Source organism: Vogesella indigofera (genome assembly GCF_028548395.1).
Lineage (GTDB): Bacteria > Pseudomonadota > Gammaproteobacteria > Burkholderiales > Chromobacteriaceae > Vogesella > Vogesella indigofera_A.
On the sequence record NZ_JAQQLA010000004.1, the window covers coordinates 900615 to 917145 of the forward strand.

The 16531-nt window shown below is 69.2% G+C and carries 18 protein-coding genes and 1 pseudogene; 12 read left to right on the top strand and 7 right to left on the bottom strand.

Annotated elements, in window-relative coordinates; genetic code table 11:
* Positions 1-12 precede the first annotated feature (12 nt).
* Entirely contained in the window at positions 13-609 is a 597-nt protein-coding gene (locus PQU89_RS10020) for a phosphorylase family protein (protein WP_272765686.1), read from the top strand.
* 97 nt (positions 610-706) lie between these two features.
* On the opposite strand, the gene PQU89_RS10025 is transcribed toward PQU89_RS10020, so the two are convergent.
* Positions 707-1102 (bottom strand): ribonucleotide reductase subunit alpha, encoded by a 396-nt coding sequence (locus PQU89_RS10025; RefSeq protein ID WP_272765687.1) that lies wholly within the window; start codon positions 1100-1102, stop codon positions 707-709.
* A gap of 278 nt (positions 1103-1380) precedes the next feature.
* On the opposite strand from PQU89_RS10025, the gene PQU89_RS10030 reads away from it, so the two are divergent.
* The gene (locus PQU89_RS10030) at positions 1381-1983 is read left to right on the top strand and encodes a CBS domain-containing protein (RefSeq protein ID WP_120812827.1); all 603 of its coding nucleotides are present in this window, start codon (positions 1381-1383) and stop codon (positions 1981-1983) included.
* Positions 1984-2179: 196 nt separating this feature from the next.
* Here the strand turns inward: PQU89_RS10030 and PQU89_RS10035 are convergent, their stop codons facing one another.
* Positions 2180-2644: an Lrp/AsnC family transcriptional regulator gene (locus PQU89_RS10035; protein WP_272765688.1), complete on the bottom strand. Its 465-nt coding sequence runs from the start codon at positions 2642-2644 to the stop codon at positions 2180-2182.
* Between the two features lie 137 nt (positions 2645-2781).
* Between PQU89_RS10035 and PQU89_RS10040 the strand changes: the two genes are divergently transcribed.
* Positions 2782-3687 (top strand): DMT family transporter, encoded by a 906-nt coding sequence (locus tag PQU89_RS10040; protein WP_272765689.1) that lies wholly within the window; start codon positions 2782-2784, stop codon positions 3685-3687.
* A gap of 79 nt (positions 3688-3766) precedes the next feature.
* On the opposite strand, the gene PQU89_RS10045 is transcribed toward PQU89_RS10040, so the two are convergent.
* The 5 genes and pseudogenes from PQU89_RS10045 to adh form a co-directional block, all read right to left on the bottom strand.
* Entirely contained in the window at positions 3767-4420 is a 654-nt protein-coding gene (locus tag PQU89_RS10045) for an META and DUF4377 domain-containing protein (protein WP_272765690.1), read from the bottom strand.
* A 191-nt stretch (positions 4421-4611) separates the two neighbouring features.
* Entirely contained in the window at positions 4612-5268 is a 657-nt protein-coding gene (locus tag PQU89_RS17155; protein WP_373322804.1) for a methyl-accepting chemotaxis protein, read from the bottom strand.
* Between the two features lie 159 nt (positions 5269-5427).
* A pseudogene (locus PQU89_RS17160) lies at positions 5428-6600 on the bottom strand (FIST signal transduction protein); the annotation flags it as partial.
* Between the two features lie 211 nt (positions 6601-6811).
* Complete coding sequence (gene yiaY, locus PQU89_RS10060) at positions 6812-7963, bottom strand: L-threonine dehydrogenase (protein ID WP_272765691.1); 1152 nt, start codon at positions 7961-7963, stop codon at positions 6812-6814.
* A 183-nt stretch (positions 7964-8146) separates the two neighbouring features.
* Positions 8147-9661 (bottom strand): aldehyde dehydrogenase, encoded by a 1515-nt coding sequence (adh, locus tag PQU89_RS10065; RefSeq protein WP_272765692.1) that lies wholly within the window; start codon positions 9659-9661, stop codon positions 8147-8149.
* A gap of 272 nt (positions 9662-9933) precedes the next feature.
* Between adh and PQU89_RS10070 the strand changes: the two genes are divergently transcribed.
* From PQU89_RS10070 to PQU89_RS10110, 9 genes are all read left to right on the top strand, one after another.
* Complete coding sequence (locus PQU89_RS10070; protein WP_272765693.1) at positions 9934-11787, top strand: sigma-54-dependent Fis family transcriptional regulator; 1854 nt, start codon at positions 9934-9936, stop codon at positions 11785-11787.
* A 294-nt stretch (positions 11788-12081) separates the two neighbouring features.
* Positions 12082-12450, top strand: a complete 369-nt coding sequence (locus PQU89_RS10075; RefSeq protein WP_272765694.1) for a VOC family protein — start codon at positions 12082-12084, stop codon at positions 12448-12450.
* A complete protein-coding gene (locus PQU89_RS10080) occupies positions 12447-12929 on the top strand; it encodes an EVE domain-containing protein (protein ID WP_272765695.1) in 483 nt (160 codons plus the stop codon). The genes PQU89_RS10075 and PQU89_RS10080 overlap by 4 nt, the downstream gene beginning before the upstream one ends.
* The gene (locus tag PQU89_RS10085; protein ID WP_272765696.1) at positions 12926-13240 is read left to right on the top strand and encodes a hypothetical protein; all 315 of its coding nucleotides are present in this window, start codon (positions 12926-12928) and stop codon (positions 13238-13240) included. Before PQU89_RS10080 ends, PQU89_RS10085 begins: the two co-directional genes overlap by 4 nt.
* 64 nt (positions 13241-13304) lie before the next feature.
* Complete coding sequence (locus PQU89_RS10090) at positions 13305-13547, top strand: recombinase RecA (RefSeq protein ID WP_272765697.1); 243 nt, start codon at positions 13305-13307, stop codon at positions 13545-13547.
* A 1-nt stretch (position 13548) separates the two neighbouring features.
* Positions 13549-14283 (top strand): helix-turn-helix transcriptional regulator, encoded by a 735-nt coding sequence (locus tag PQU89_RS10095; protein WP_272765698.1) that lies wholly within the window; start codon positions 13549-13551, stop codon positions 14281-14283.
* A complete protein-coding gene (locus PQU89_RS10100; protein WP_272765699.1) occupies positions 14268-14675 on the top strand; it encodes a VOC family protein in 408 nt (135 codons plus the stop codon). Before PQU89_RS10095 ends, PQU89_RS10100 begins: the two co-directional genes overlap by 16 nt.
* A 51-nt stretch (positions 14676-14726) precedes the next feature.
* On the top strand, positions 14727-15203 hold the full coding sequence (locus PQU89_RS10105; RefSeq protein ID WP_272765700.1) for an SRPBCC family protein: 477 nt from the start codon (positions 14727-14729) through the stop codon (positions 15201-15203).
* Positions 15204-15443: 240 nt separating this feature from the next.
* Entirely contained in the window at positions 15444-16235 is a 792-nt protein-coding gene (locus PQU89_RS10110) for a DinB family protein (protein WP_272765701.1), read from the top strand.
* The last annotated feature ends 296 nt before the right edge of the window (positions 16236-16531 follow it).

Here is a 16531-nt window from a genome sequence, read left to right on the forward strand (position 1 = left end):
CCGCGAGCCGCCATGAGCATCTGCATCCTGTTTCCCACCGCCACCGAGGCGCGCCAGTTCCAGCACCCCGGGGTGCACACCGTGATCAGCGGCATCGGGCTGACCGCCACCGCCTACGCCACGCTGAAGGCGATCCACGCGCAGCGGCCGTCGCTGCTGATCCTGGCCGGCATCGCCGGCATGTATCCACAGGCCGGGCTGGCCATCGGTGAGGTGGTGCTGGTCAGCTCGGAGGTGGAGGGCGATCTCGGCTTTTTCACGCCGCAGGGCTTTACCCATCTGGCGCAGCTGCCGCTGGAGATGGCGTTCGAGCGCCGCCACACGCTGCACTGCCCGCACCTGCCGGCAACCAGCAGCCTGCGCCGCGCGCGCAGCCTGTCGCTGAACGCGGCGCTGGCGCCGTTCGTGGACAGCAGCGAGGTGGAGATCGAGAACATGGAGGGCGCCGCCTTCTTCCACGTCTGCCTGCAGGAAAACGTGCCCTTCATCGAGCTGCGCGCCATCTCCAACGTGGTGCAGCCGGGACACGACGACTGGGACATGGACGGTGCGGTGAGCGCGCTGCACGCGGCGCTGCACCAGCTGCTGGCGCAGCTGCCGGCGGCGTAATCCCCGTTCCTGATGAGGCCGGCCGCGCGCCGGTACACACGCAAAAACGGCCCGCCGCAGGAATCCCTGCCCGGGCCGTTCGACACGGTAATGCTGTTTACAGGAACTGCAGCAGCGCGCCGTCGCGGTTGAACGCCAGATAGCGCGCCACGTCGCCACCGGTCTGGATGGTCTGCACCATGCGTTTCAGCGGGCCGTCGGCGTCGGCGCTACTGCTGCTGTCGATGGCGGCGACGAACACCAGCTGCCAGCGCTTGTCCAGCGCGTCGGCGTCCTGTGCCAGCTGCGCAAAATCGTTCAGCTCGGCCGGGGTCTTGTCGACACACAGGATGGGTTGCAGGATGCCACCTTCGCCGGCGGCGAAGCGTTCTGCTTCCTGCGCCGTGTGGTCGTCGTGCAGGCGGCGCTCGCAAAAGGCGAACAGCAGGCGCTGCGGGGTCGGCTGGGCGCGGGCGGCGGCCAGCAGGCTGGCGAAATCGGTAATGGCGGTCATGGCGGGCGATCCTGATACACGGGGCGGGACTAGCAGTGTACGGGCGGCGGCAACTGTTGCCGATACGCCAAAAGACGGAGCCGGCTAGCTCCTGTGGTTGACGAAAATCAGCTGCCGGCCACGAAAAACGCGCCAGGCGCCGGCAAAGCGTGCTTAGATAAAGACACTGGGGTGCCAATGGGGAAGCGTGATGGTGTTGCCCCCGGTATTGCGCACCGCCGTCGGGAGCTCGTGCCCGGCGCGCGGCAAAACCAGAAAACAGACGAGGAGCGCCCGCCATGGACACCCAGTACCAAGCCCTGACCACCCTTTCCCTGCCGCAAACCACCGACCTGATCCACGTCGACCAGCGCCCGCAACGCACGCTGTCGCTGAAAAGCCCGGCGCTGGACGTGATGACCGACCTGAAGGTGATCGACCCGGTCAGCATCTGCGAGGACGCGCTGCTGCACGACGCCCACGAACGCATGGTCAGCCACGGCATCCGCCTGCTGTTCGTCACCGACCGCGAGGGCGCGCTGACCGGCCTGCTCACCGCCTCCGACGTGCTCGGCGAGCGGCCGATGAAATGCATCCAGGAACGCGGCAAGCGCCACGATGAACTGCTGGTTTCCGACGTGATGACGCCGCGCCGCGAGCTGGAGGCACTGGACATGGCCGAGGTGGCGAACGCCAGCATCGGCCAGCTGGTCGCCACCATGAAGCACACCGGCCGCCAGCACGCGCTGGTGGTGGAGCTGAACGGCAGCAGCAAGCACCTGGAAGTGTGCGGCCTGTTCTCCACCTCGCACATCGCGCGCCGGCTCGGCATCTCGCTGAACTTCATCCGCGTGCCGCAGGCGTTCTCCGAGATCGAACACGCGCTGCTGCACGAAGACTGAGCCGCGGCGCGTTAACGCAGCCCCGACAACATTGCGGCCAACCTTGATCAAGGTTGGCCGCATTCATTTGCAGGGCCGCGTTCAGCGCCGCTAACAAAACCTCGCAGCGCACCTGAGCCAAGGCGCGCCGACGCAGACAGTACCAGTCGTACGGCAAGGCGGCGCAACGCAGGATCAGGGGTTTTGTCAGCGGCGCTCATCCCGGATCGGCCGGCACCGCGGTGCTGTACTTGCAGGTATTGATCACCACCAGCGACTCGAACTCGCGCACGTGCGGGTTGTTCATCAGGTGGGCGCGGGCGAAGCGCTCGTAGTCGCCCATGTCGCGCACCAGCACCATCAGCACGAAATCCGGCCGCCCGGTCACGTTGTAGCACTCCATCACCTCCGGCGCCGCTTCCATCGCCGCCTTGAACGCGTCCACCAGCGGTGCCTGCGCACGCTGCAGCATCACGTTGACCACCAGCCGCAGCGTGCGGCCGAACAGCGCCGGATCGACCAGCGCCACCTCGCGCTGGATGATGCCCTCGCTGCGCAGCCGCTTCAGGCGACGGGTGACCGCGGTCGGCGACAGGTTGACCGCCTCGGCAAGCTGGTCGTGGGTCTGGCGCGCGTCTTCCTGCAGCAGCGCAAGCAGTTTGCGATCGTAAGCATCCAGCATTTCAGGAATCCTGCGTCAATGGCCGTTCAAAAGCAGCGTCGCTGCACCGTGGCGCATGATAACGCAGCAAGTGGCCACGGCGGGCTTTCTACACTGTAGGCATCGCATCGGGCAAACGCCCGCCACCGGAGCCTCCTATGAGCACCCTCAACCCCGCCCGCCGCCTGGCGGCCAATGTTGCCGCGCTGTCCACCAGCCGCTGGCTGCCCTACGCGCTGTTTGCCGGACTGGTGACGATGTGGGCGTACAACTACGTGGTGATGAAGGTGACGCTGCAGGCGGCGACGCCGATCACGCACCTGATCCTGCGCACCAGCATCGGCAGCCTGACGCTGTTCGGCGTGCTGCTGGCACGCGGCCACGGCATCCGCCCGCAGCGGCTGGGCGAGGCCGCCAAGGTCGGGCTGACCACCACCTTTGCCTACGGCCTGACGGTGACGCTGGCGCTGGTGGCCGGCGCCGCCGGGCGCACCTCGGTACTGGTGTTCACCATGCCGTTCTGGGTGGCGCTGCTGTCGCGCTGGCTGCTGGCGGAGCCGTTCACCGCCAACGCGCGCCGGGCGCTGATCGCCGGCTTTGCCGGGCTGATGCTGATCGTGGCGCCGTGGCAGCTGCACGGCGTGCTGCCGATGCTGCTGGCGGTACTGGCCGGCCTGCTGTGGGCGCTGGGCTCGGTGCTGACCAAGAAGACCGCGCAGCAGGGCCAGCTCGACAGCCTCAATTTCTCCGGCTGGCAGGCGCTGATCGGCCTCGCGCCGCTGCCGCTGCTGCTGCCGTTCGCCGATTTCGCCGCCATCCACTGGTCGCCGGCCTTTGTGCTGGGCATGATCTACTCCGGCGTGTTCTCCAGCGCGGTCGGCTGGCTGGCTTGGCTGTGGCTGCTGCGCCGCCTGCCGGCGTCCACGCTCAGCTTCAACGCGCTGGTGATCCCGGTGCTGGCGGTGGCGATGGCCGCCGGCAGCCTCGGCGAATGGCCGGGCAGCGGCGAGCTGCTGGGCATGCTGCTGATCGGGATGGGCATCGTGCTGATCGCGCGGCGCTGAGTTTTTCCTGATGCCAAAACAGTGCGGCCAACCTTGCACAAGGTTGGCCGCACTGTTTTTTATGTAACTACCTCGCGCTTTACGGCGCGACCAGCTGCTGTTCTAGTTTCTGTTCCAGCACCTTGTCCAGCACCCAGCGCAGCGACGGCGCGTCGGCCGCCGGCCTGGCGACCTTCACTTCCTTGATGCGCAGGCGGTAGGCGATGCCCGGCTCGGGGCGGAAGCCCTCGATCTCGCCGTAGTGCAGCTGCCACGGCGCGTCCTTGCTGTCTCGCACCTGCAGGCACTGCATCGGCGCCACGCCGCTGCACGGCCGGCGTTCGGCGGCGACGTAGATCAGCCGCGTCGGCGCCGCCGACAGATCCTCCTGCTGCCGCAACTCCAGCTGCTTGCCCGGCCCGGCCAGCAACAAGTGGCCGTCCTGCTGCCGCACCGTCGGCCGGCTGTTGAGCAGCTGGCTGAGGTCGCGGTCGCGCGCCATCGACACCGCGTCGCAGGCCATCATGGTGCTGGCCAGCTGGTCGACGATCAGCACGCCGTTCTCGACGCGGGCGGTGCCGAACAGGCGGTTGCAGCCGCCGGACACCGACAGGCGGCCGTTTTTCAGTTCCAGTTCGATCGGCGGCTCGCTGTCGCCGGCCGACTTCCATCGGCCGTCGGGTTGCGGCGTGGTGGCGGCGCAGGCGGCCAGCAGCGCCGCGGAGATGAGGGCGGAATAGCGGGACAGGCTCATGCGGACTCCTTGCGGCAGGGCGCCGGCAACAACGCGGCGCAGGGCGGCAGGGGAACACACGCCCTGCCAGGATGGCCGCAAGGCTAACGGCCACCTCATGCCAGCGTCAATCAGGCGCTGGTTAAGGTTTGTGAAGCCGGTCACACACCGTCACACAAGCACCGGCGCCCAGGCCCTGCCGCCCGCCAGGCTTACTGCTGCTCCAGCTTCAGGATCGCGTCCAGCTCCTTGTCCACCGCGCGCATTTTTTCGTACAGCGCCTCGGTCTGGCCCAGCATCTCGTCCACGCGCAGCTTGCTGTGCTGCGAGGTGGCGGCCAGCTGCTGCAGGGTGCCGACCACCTTGCCCATCTCGCCGGCAAAGCCGCTGACCTGGCTGCCCATGTCGCGCACGTCGCCGCCGACATCGCGCACCCCGTTCATCACGTTGTCCACCGCGCCGCCGGTGGCGTCCAGGTTCGACTGCGTGGTGTTGGCCAGCTTGCGCACCTCGTCGGCGACCACGGCAAAGCCGCGCCCGGCCTCGCCGGCGCGGGCGGCTTCGATGGCGGCGTTCAGCGCCAGCAGGTTGGTCTGTTCGGCGATCTTCTTGATCATCTGCATCACCTCGCCGATCTGCTGCGCATCCTTTTCCAGATGGACGATGCGTGCGGTCACCGTGCCGGCGGTCTGCGCACCGCGCTGGATCTCGCTGCCAAAGCGGTGGATGTCGTGCTCGATCACGCCCAGATGCGACACCAGCTCGGTGGTGGTATCGCGGAACAGCGGCAGGCTGGCCATCAGCTGCGCGGCAAAGTGCTTGTAGCCGTTCAGCTCGGCGATGACGCGGCTCTTCATCTGCCCGGTCATCTGCGCGCGCGCCAGCTCGCGGCGGTAGAAGTAGTTCTTGAAGTTGGCGTAGTGCACCGGGAAGCGGTCGACGAAATCGTCGCTGAACTCCGCCGTCGCCGGGTAGAAGAAGATCGCGGTCAGCGTCTGGTTGATGTTGACGCCGAGTAGCTCGCCGAAGGTGGAAAAACCGGCAACGGGGATGTCACCGTAGACGTTGGCACGCGCCAGCGCGCCGGCGTTGTTCAGCCGCCGCAGGATGCAGTCGTTGAGGATGGCGCCGACCGCGGCCGGTTTGCCGGCGCTGAAGGTGGCAAAATCGCGGCGGGTGTGCTCGGCCAGATCGGTGCTGCGCAGCAGGTGCAGCTGCTCGCCGAAGGCGAGGTCGCAGGCGAACTGCAGGTAGCCGCCGGCCTCGTTCACCGCCAGCACCGAGCGCACGAACAGCTCGCCATTGATCTTGATGCCGAAGCTGTGGCTTTGCAGCTTGGCCGCCAGCTGCTGGCGCGGGCAGCGGAAGTGCGCGGCCAGCGCGTCGAGCACGTTGCGGATCTCGCCGCTGTGTTCGTCGATCACCGAGTGCACGCGGCGCAGCTCGGTGCTGGCCTCGGCGATGGTGAAGTGGCTGCCGCTGTCCTCGAAGTTCTGGCTCTTGAACACGCCGTAGCGGTAGGCCGGCGCCAGCTTGATGAAGGCGAACACCGCATGGCCGTCGCACACCTGCTGGCCGTCGTACAGCCGCGTCATCGAGAAATCCAGCGGCCCGCCGGCGGAGCCGCCGACGAACAGGTAGGGCAGCTTGCCGGATTCGTACAGCGCCTCCAGCAGGTAGCTCTCGCTGTTGGACAGGCCGTCGACCAGGGTCAGCACGAAGCCCTCGTCGTGGCGCATCGCGAACGGCAGCCGGATGCGGCCAACGTGCTCCTGCAGCCGCGCGATGCGCGCGGCGTGGCTCAGCACCGGGGCGCCGGCCTTGATGTCGTCGCAGGCCAGCGCCACCGTCTCGATGTGCACCCCGGCCAGCAGCGCCTCGTCGAACAGCTGGAACACCATGCTTTGCCACTGGCCGTCGGCCGGCAGGTACAGCGCGTCGCCGGCCTGGCGGCTGCACAGCTCGCCGGCGGTGGTGGTCAGCAGCATCTTCGCCTGCGGAAAATGGCGCGCGATGCTGCGGCCGATCTGTTCCAGGTTGGCGGACGGGTTGACGTAGCCCAGCACCAGCCGCACCCGCGGACTGGCGCTGGCGGCCAGCGCCGCTTCATAGCTGTGGCTGTCGCTGCGCACGACCTGCAGCGGCGGGACGGCGCTGGCGGCAGCGTGCGCACGGGGGGTTCGGTTACGGAAAAACGACATGCGGACTCCAGCGGTTGGGGGCGCTCAGGCCACCGGGGGGTGGCAGCAGCGGCCGGCGGGCGGGGTACCGCGCCGGCCATGACATCGAAATGATAGGCCCAAAAAAACCCGTCTGTGTTGCGACACATCAGACGGGCAAGGACAAGGCAGCAGCGCTGCGGCGACAGCGGGAGGGAGCCCTGCCGCCGCGGCGCCGTGCCAGGAGGGCGGGTTACAGCGCCTGGCGGAAGATGGCCTCGATCTCGGCCTGGCTGGCCGGGCGCGGGTTGGTCAGGCCGCAGGCGTCCTTCAGCGCGTTGGCGGCCAGCAGCGGAATGTCGGCTTCCTGCACCCCCAGCTCGCTGAGCCGGGCCGGGATGTCGATGTCGGCGGCGAGGCGGCGGATCGCCGCCAGGCAGCACTCGGCGGCGGCGGCGGCATCCAGCGCCGCGACATCCTCGCCCATCGCGGCGGCGACATCGGCCAGCCGGCCGGCGGCGACGCTGGCATTGAAGGCCTCGACGTGCGGCAGCAGCAGCGCGTTGCACACCCCGTGCGGCAGGTCGTAGAAGCCGCCGAGCTGGTGCGCCATCGCGTGCACGTAGCCGAGCGATGCATTGTTGAAGGCCATGCCGGCGAGGAACTGGGCGTAGGCCATCTGTTCGCGGGCGTGCAGGTCTTGGCCGTTGCGCACCGCGGTGCGCAGGTTGGTCGCAATCAGCCGCACCGCCTGCAGCGCACAGGCGTCGGTGATCGGGGTGGCGGCGGTGGACACGTAGGCCTCGATGGCGTGGGTCAGTGCGTCCATGCCGGTGGCGGCGGTCAGTGCCGCCGGCTTGGCCAGCATCAGCGAGGCGTCGTTCACCGACAGGATGGGCGTCACGTTGCGGTCGACGATGGCCATTTTGATGTGGCGGGTCTGGTCGGTGATGATGCAGAAGCGCGTCATCTCGCTGGCGGTGCCGGCGGTGGTGTTGATGGCGATCAGCGGCAGCTGCGGCTTGGCCGACTTGTCGACGCCCTCGTAGTCGCCGATGTGGCCGCCGTTGGTGGCCACCAGCGCGATGCCCTTGGCACAGTCGTGCGGCGAGCCGCCGCCGAGCGAGATCACGCAGTCACAGCGTTTCTCGCGCAGCAGCGCGAGGCCGGCCTCGACGTTGGCCACCGTCGGGTTCGGCTGCGCGCCGCTGAAGATGGTGGCCTCGATATCCTGCGCCTGCAGCAGCGCGGCGACCTTGGCGGCGACGCCGGCACGCGCCAGCCCGGCGTCGGTGACGATCAGCGCGTGGCGGAAGCCGTAGCCGCGGATCGCCTGCAGCGCGTCGTTGAGGCAGCCGTCGCCGATCAGGTTGACCGGCGGAATGAAGAAAGTGGTAGTCGTCATGGTAGGTAATCCCTTTGTCTGGCTCTGCCCGCCGCAACACTGCGGCCCGGCTACGGTTCATCTGCGACCGCTGGCAGTGGGTGCGTGCTGCGCCAGCGTTCAGGTGTGACGGTACGACGCGGCGGCAGGCAGCCCGCCGCCGCGCCGGTGATACAGGCCGGCCTGCGCCGGCCGGGCTCAGCCTCAGAAGAAGCCGAGCTTGTCCTCGCTGTAGCTGACCAGCAGGTTCTTGGTCTGCTGGTAGTGGTCGAGCATCATCTTGTGCGTTTCGCGGCCGATACCGGACTGCTTGTAGCCGCCGAACGCCGCGTGCGCCGGGTAGGCGTGGTAGCAGTTGGTCCACACCCGGCCGGCCTCGATGCCGCGGCCCATGTGGAAGGCGGTGTTCATGTCGCGGGTCCACACCCCGGCGCCGAGGCCGAACAGGGTGTCATTGGAGATGTGCAGCGCCTCCTCGGTGTCCTTGAACTTGGTCACCGACAGCACCGGCCCGAAGATTTCCTCCTGGAAGATGCGCATCTTGTTGTGGCCCTGGAACACCGTCGGCTGGATGTAGTAGCCGTCTTCCAGCTCGCCGCCGAGGTGGGCTCGGCTGCCGCCGGCCAGTACCGCGGCGCCTTCTTCCTTGCCGATGGCGAGGTAGCTCTGGATCTTGTCCATCTGCTCCTGCGACGACTGCGCGCCGATCATGGTGGACGGGTCCAGCGGGTTGCCCTGCTTGATCTCCGCCACGCGTTTCAGCGCGCGCTCCATGAAGCGGTCGTAGATCGATTCGTGCACCAGCGAGCGGCTCGGGCAGGTGCATACCTCGCCCTGGTTGAGCGCGAACATCACGAAGCCCTCGATCGCCTTGTCGAAGAAGGCGTCGTCCTTGGCGGCGACGTCGGCAAAGAAGATGTTTGGCGACTTGCCGCCCAGCTCCAGCGTCACCGGGATCAGGTTCTGGCTGGCGTAGTTCATGATCAGGCGGCCGACCGGGGTGGAACCGGTGAAGGCGATCTTGGCGATGCGCTTGCTGGTGGCCAGCGCCTTGCCGGCCTCGGTGCCGAAGCCGTTGACGATGTTGAGCACCCCCGGCGGCAGCAAATCACCAACCAGTTCGGCAAAGATCAGGATCGACAGAGGCGTCTGTTCCGCCGGTTTCAGCACCACGCAGTTGCCGGCGGCCAGTGCCGGCGCCAGCTTCCACGCCGCCATCAGGATCGGGAAGTTCCACGGGATGATCTGGCCGACCACGCCCAGCGGCTCGTGGAAGTGGTAGGCGACGGTGGTAGCGTCGATCTCGCCGAGGCTGCCTTCCTGCGCGCGGATGCAGCCGGCAAAGTAGCGGAAGTGGTCGATCGCCAGCGGAATGTCGGCGGCCAGCGTTTCACGGATCGGCTTGCCGTTATCGAAGGTTTCCACCGTCGCCAGCGTGTGCAGGTGCTGCTCCATGCGGTCGGCGATGCGCAGCAGGATCAGCGAGCGCTGCGCCACGCTGGTCTTGCCCCACGCTGCCTTGGCGGCATGGGCGGCGTCCAGCGCCAGCTCGATGTCGGCCTCGTCGGAGCGGGCGATCTCGCACAGCGCCTTGCCGGTGACCGGGGTCAGGTTTTCGAAGTAGCGGCCATTGACCGGCGGCAACCAGCGGCCACCGATGAAGTTGTCGTAGCGGGATTTCAGGTTCAGGCCGTACTGGGCCGGGGTAATGGTGCTCATCGTCTCTCTCCTGTTGTCTTGGCTCACCTCAAGCGGGTGTGACTGCAACAGTGCACGGCGCGTGCCAGCGTTTTCTGATGCTGCACCGCAGCGTGCGGCCAACCTTGCAAAACCGGCCACCGCCGCGTGTCGATGCTGCAGCGCGCCAGCGGCGCTGTTTTTTTAGCGCTTGTTCGCCGCCCCCGGGCGCGCATAATCGGCGGAGCGAGCCGAGCGCCGCTGTCGCAGCATGACACACCTGTCGCGACACACTGACACAAGCCGGAGCCACCATGTCGTCCTTGCCGCTAGCCGAAATCCGCCGCCGCTTTTTCGAGGGCGAAACCCTGCCCGACAACAGCGTGCCGGGCCCGATCCTGCACTCGTGGCGGCGCTGCCTCGGCCTCGGCCTGTCCGCGGCGCGGCTGCGGCTGCCGGACAAGCTGGATGCCGCCAGCCTCGGCAGCCGGCAGCAGGAAAACGCCGACTGGCTGCAGCTGGCGCGACCGGCGATCGACGCGCTGTTCGACAGCGTGGTCGACGACGGCCACGTGGTGATCGTCGCCGACCGCCACGGCGTGATCCTCGACCAGATGGGGCACCCGGCCTTTCTCGACCGCGCCGAACGGGTGGCGCTGCTACCGGGCATGGACTGGCGCGAGGACGTGCGCGGCACCAACGCCATCGGCACCGCGCTGGTACTCGGCGGCCCGGTGCGGGTGCGCGGCAGCGAGCACTACCTGGAGCGCAACCGCCAGCTGTCCTGCACCGCCGGCGCCATCGTCAGCCCGCAGGGCGAGCTACTGGGGGTGGTCGACGTCTCCGGCCTGCCGCGCAAGCTGGGCGACGCGCAGCAGCAGCAGGTGCAGGCGGCGGTGCGCCACATCGAACAGCGCCTGTTCGACGAACAGGCCGGCGCGCTGTTCGAGCTGCGCTTCGCGCCCGACGCCGCCACACTGACCACGCCGCGCTGCGGGCGGCTGGGCTTCGACGACGACGGCGTGCTGCGCGCGGCCAACCGTGCCGCGCTCTCGGCGCTGGGGCTGGACTGGCCGGCGCTGGGCCACAGCCGCTTTGCCGCGCTGGCCGGGCAGAGCCTGGAACACTGGCTCAGCCGCCACGACATCGGCGTCGCCTCGCTGCGCCACGGCGGCCAGCTGTATTCGGCGCGGCTGCTGCCGCCCACCCCGCGGCATGCGGCGCCCACCGCGGCAGCGATTGAGCACGCCGCCGCGCGTGCCGGCCGGGCGGCGGACAGCAAGGTTGGCCGCAACGACGCCGGCGCGCTGCCGGACGGGCTGCTGCAACGCGGGCAACGGCTGCTGGAGGCCGACATCCCGGTGCTGGTGCTGGGTGAAACCGGCGTCGGCAAGGAGCGCTTCGTGCAGGCGCTGCACGCCGCCAGCAGCCGCGCCGGCGCGCCGCTGGTGGCGGTCAACTGCGCGGCGATTCCGGAAGGGCTGATCGAGGCCGAGCTGTTCGGCTACGAGGAGGGCGCCTTTACCGGCGCGCGCAAGCAGGGCGCCCGTGGCCGTCTGCGCGAGGCCGACGGCGGCATCCTGTTCCTCGACGAGATCGGCGACATGCCGGCCAGCCTGCAGGCGCGGCTGCTGCGCGTGCTGCAGGAGCGGCTGGTGGTGCCGCTGGGCGGCGGCATCGGCCAGAAGGTGGACGTGCGCATCGTCGCCGCCACCCACCGCAACCTGGAGCACGAAGTCGCCGCCGGCCGCTTCCGCGCCGACCTCTACTACCGCCTCGGCCACTATCCGCTACGACTGCCGCCGCTGCGCGAGCGCGGCGACGTGGCGCAGATTGCGGCCAACCTGCTGGCGCAGCACGGCGGCGCGCGGCGCGGCGTCACACTGTCGGCGGCGCTGGCCGACTTCATCCGCCGCTACCCGTGGCCGGGCAACCTGCGCCAGCTCGACAACCTGCTGAAGACGCTGCTGGCACTGGTCGACGACGGCACCGAACTGGGGCTGTCTCATCTGCCGGACACCCTGCGCGAACACCATCCGGCGGCGACCAGCGCCGCCAGCGGGCAGCTGGCGCAGCTGCTGCAACAGCACGGCGGCAACGCCAGCGCCGCCGCGCGCGCGCTGGGTATCAGCCGCAGCACCTTCTACCGCCGCCTGCGCCAGGGCTGAGGCACACCGCAGCCACGCGCCGGCGGGGCGCGAAGGTGCCGCCAGCAAGCGGGCGGCGTAGCTGCCCGCGACCACCATCATCATGCTCCCGCCCTCCCGCACCGCCGTGACACCCGCTGCCGTGGCGGGGACGGCACCCAACCGCGCACGACACGACAACCACACTCGCGCTGGCCGCCGCCGGCAAAAATAATTTCGCCATGACAAAAGACTACTGACAGCAGGCTGTCAGCAGCCGGTTGCGATACTGGGCAACGGCAAACTCTGCCGCCAACCTGCTACCGGAGCCACACCATGTCTGCCTTTGTTCACTGGTTTGAAATTCCCGCCACCGACTTCGAGCGCGCGGTCGCCTTTTACCGCGAGACGTTCCACGTGGAACTGCACGTCGAGCCCTTCATGGGCGAGCGCATCGCCGTGTTCCGCCTCGCCGGCGGCGAGCACCCCGGCTGCATCATGGCCAGCCCGCGGCTGCAGGCCGGCGGCGCCGGCACCCGCGTCTACCTGGACGGCGGCCCGGACATGGACGCGCTGCTGGCGCGCATCCAGGCCGCCGGCGGCGTGATCCTGCAGCCACGGCTGACGCTGCCGGACGGCAACGGCGACATCGCGCTGTTCCAGGACAGCGAGGGCAACCACATCGGCCTGCACCACGCGCCATGAGCCGGCGCTACTGGATCGGCGTCGCCTGCCGCGAACACGTTGGCCGCGGCGTGGCCGGCGGCTTTGCCCAGCTGTGTCACGGCAAGGCGGCACCGCTGGCGCGCATGGCGGCCGGCGACGGGCTGGTGTACTACTCGCCGGTCGAGGTCTTAGGCGGCAAAACACCGTGCCAGGCCTTCACCGCCATCGGCACCGTCTGCGCCGGCGCGCCGTACCGCGTCAGCATGGGCGAACACTTCCGGCCGTGGCGGCGCGATGTCGCCTTTGTCGCCGCACAAGCGGCGCCGATCCGGCCCTTGCTCACGCAGCTGGCCTTCATCACCGACCCGGCACGCTGGGGCTACCCGCTGCGTTTCGGCCACCTGCAGATCAGCGCCGCCGATTTCCAGCTGATTGCCGCGGCGATGCAGGCGGTCCTGCCGGCCGCGTTGCCGCCAGCGCCGGCCTACCCCCTTTTTGACGAAAGCCCCACACCATGACTACCTCACTCCCCCCTGTCGGCGGGCTCGAATTCGCCAGTTTCCAGCTGCGCCCCGGCGTCAGCGAACACACGCTGCGCCAAGCCGCACAGGCAGTCGAACAGCACTTGCTGCGCCACCAGCCCGGCTTTGTCAGCCACACGCTGTGGCGCGGCGACGACGACAGCTATGTCGACCTGGTGCTGGCCGACAGCCGCGAACGCGCCGTCGCGCTGTGCCAGCTGTGGCCGGACGATCCGCACGGTGCGCACTTTCTCAGCCTGATCGCCCCCGGCAGCGCGCTGCTGGCGTTCTACCACCGCATCGCCTGACAAAACGCCCCGCCGACATGGCCCGCAGTTTATCCTTGCCATTCATTCATCATCAGGAGCGAGCATGGCTTTTCCCGGACACGAACGACAGGCCATGCGCGCGCTGCACGGCGTCGGCGACACCGTGATCGCGCGGCTGGAACAGCTGGGCTACCAGTCGCTGGCGCAGTTGCGCGACGGCGACGAAGCCGAACTGTGCCGCCGCATCGGCCTCATGCTGCGCAGCAGTTGCTGGGGCAACAGCCCGCAGGCGCGCACCGCCATCCGCGCCGTGATCCGGCTGGCACGGCAGCAGGACGGCGGCTGACATGCGCCGCGCCGATCGCCTGCTGCAGATCCTGCTGCTGCTGCGCGGCCGCCGCCGCACCACCGCGGCGCAGCTGGCGCAGTGGCTGGAGGTGTCGCCGCGCACCGTGTACCGCGACATGGCCGACCTGATGGCCAGCGGCGCGCCGCTCAACGGCGAGGCCGGCGAGGGCTACTGGCTGGAAGCCGGCTTCACCCCGCCGCCGCTGAGCTTTTCCGCGGCCGAGCTGTCGGCGCTGGAAGTCGGCGCCCGCATGCTGGCGGCGTGGGCCGACCACGCCACCGCCGACGCCGCCGCCAGCGCACTGGCCAAGATCCACGCCGTGCTCGGCTCCGCCGGGCTGGCGCCGGCACCGCTGTTTGCCGCGCGCCACCACGGCTACCCGCGCGAACGGCTGGGCGGCATCACCGCCGCCATCCACGCGCGGCGCTGCCTCGCCATCGACTACCGCGACGAGGCCGGCCAGCCCAGCTGCCGCACGCTGGCGCCGCTGGGGCTGTTCTTCTGGGGTGACCGCTGGACGCTGGCGGCGTGGTGCCTGCTGCGCCGCGACTATCGCCATTTTCGCGTTGACCGGATGCAGGCTATACAACAGAACGACACGCCGTGGCCGGACGGCATTTCGCTGGATGCCTTCCTGCACCACGCCGCCGTCGGCGAGCCGGCGCGTCGGCATCTGCAACAGCAAATGAGCCAGCCCTGGCATCAGGAGTACCACGCATGGAAGCAAGACTGAGCTTTGTCACCCTCGGCGTCGCCGATCTGGCGCGCGCCACCGCCTTCTACCGCGACGTGCTGCAGCTGCCGCAGATCGCGATGCCGGACGGCGCCGGGGTCGCCTTTTTCGAACTCGGCCACACCTGGCTGTCGCTGTACCCGCGCACGGCGCTGGCCACCGACGCCGGCGTGGCGGACAGCCCGCCGGCGGCGTTTCCCGGCTTTGCGCTGGCGCACAATGTGCGTAGCGCGCAACAGGTGGACGCGCTGCTGGCCAAGGTCGCCGCCCGCGGCGGCCACATCGTCAAGCCGGCACAGGACGCGTTCTGGGGCGGGCGCAGCGGCTACTTCGCCGACGCCGACGGCTTCCTGTGGGAAGTGGCGTGGAACCCGGATTTCCCGCACGTCTGAACCCGCGCCTGCGGCCAACGTTGGCCGCAGGCGCCTGATCAAGGAGCCATCATGACCCTGCCACCCTTCGACGAACACCTGGACCTGGAACTGGGCCGCGACATCGCGCTGCCGCCGGCGCTGCTGTGGCGGGTGTGGACCACCCCAGCGCTGCTGCAACAGTGGTGGGCACCGGCGCCGCTGACCACCCCCGAGTGCGAGATGCAGCTGCAGCCGGGCGGCGTGTTCCGCACCGTGATGCAGGCGCCGGACGGCGCCCGCTACCCGACCAGTGGCTGCTTCCTCGACATCGTGCCACAGCAGCGGCTGGTGTTCAGCGACGCGCTGCAGCCGGGCTTCCGCCCCGCCAGCAAGCCGTTCTTCACCGCCATAATCAGCTTTGACGCGCTGGCCAACGGCGGCACCCACTACAACGCGCGCGTGCTGCACAAGGACGCCATCGACCGCCAGACCCACGCCGACATGGGCTTTCACGACGGCTGGGGCCGCTGCATGGAACAGATGATCGCGCTGGCGCGCACGCTGTAGCGCCGGGCCACGGCCGGGCGCGCACGGTACGGCACGATGCGGCGGGGGCGCGATCGGGCGTGGCTCGCGCCGCGACAGCCGCCGCCAGGGTTGGCCGCACGCCTGACGGCATCGCCAGCGGCGCGCAGCGCTGGCGCGCGGCCCAGCCGGGTCAGCAGCGACTGCGCGCGGCAGAAACGGCTTGCCGTGGCGGCCACTAGCCAGTAACGTAGCAAATTGATACGTTATTTGGCCATAACCATGCACAACCGCTTTGACCAGTTCCGCCGCAGCGCCCTCGGCCAGCAGCTGGAACAGCTGATCGACACCCCGCAGCGCTACCTCGAATACGCGGCGCTGTCGCGCGCCGGCATTCCGGCGGTGACGGCCATCGTCCACGAACTACAGCACAAGTTCGCCGAAGTCGCCGCCGACCAAAGCGCACGCCAGTTCTGCGGCGCCATGGTCGGCGACGTGATGCGTCGCCACGGCCACCAGCTGCTGCGCCCGCGCGGACGGGTGCCGGGCGGCTACTTCAGCTACGGCGCGGTGTGGTCGCCGTTGCCGCAGCCGCGCAGCTTTGCCGAGCTGCTGGCCAGCCTCGCCGCGATGCCGCAACAGGTGCTGCAGCGGCTGGCGGAACTGCCACCGGCACGCCAGCGCGCGCGTCCGGCCGGCATCGGCTTCTCCGCGCTGGAACACCTCTGCCACCTGCGCGATCTCGACGACGACGCCTTCCGCCCGCGCGTGCGCGCCATCCTCGAACAGCCGCAGCCACTGCTGCACGGCGTCAACGGCAGCGAGTGGGCCATCGCCCGCGACTACCAGGCCCAGGATTACGCGCAGGCGGCCAGCGGCATGGTCCGTGCCCGCGGCGAGCTGCTGGTGCTGCTGCAGGGCTGCGACGCCGAGGCCCAGGCCCGCATCGGCGTCTGGGAGGGCCGCCAGCGGCTGACGTTGGCGGAGCTGGTCGCCGACATGGTCGCGCACGACGACACCCACCTGCAGGAAATCGACGAGCTGCTGCTGGCACTGGACGGCTGCGCGGCCTGAGCGGCCGCCGGTGTCGCGGCCAAGCCTGGGCGCGCCGGCCGCGTCAGTACCGGGCACGATCAAGGAGTGAGCAGCCATTGTCAGCCGGTGGCGGCTGGCCATGGCTGCCACCGGTCTGCCCCACATCGCCGCGTCACCTGTCATCGATCGCGCCAGCAGCATACCGCCCCCGTCATCAGTGGCAGCAGCGCGCCACACCCGGCCGCCACCATGGTATGAACAGGGCACGACATACATTTCACACAATCATACAAGCAACACTATCGCACGGAGTTGCCCACGGATTGCCTGTGTGA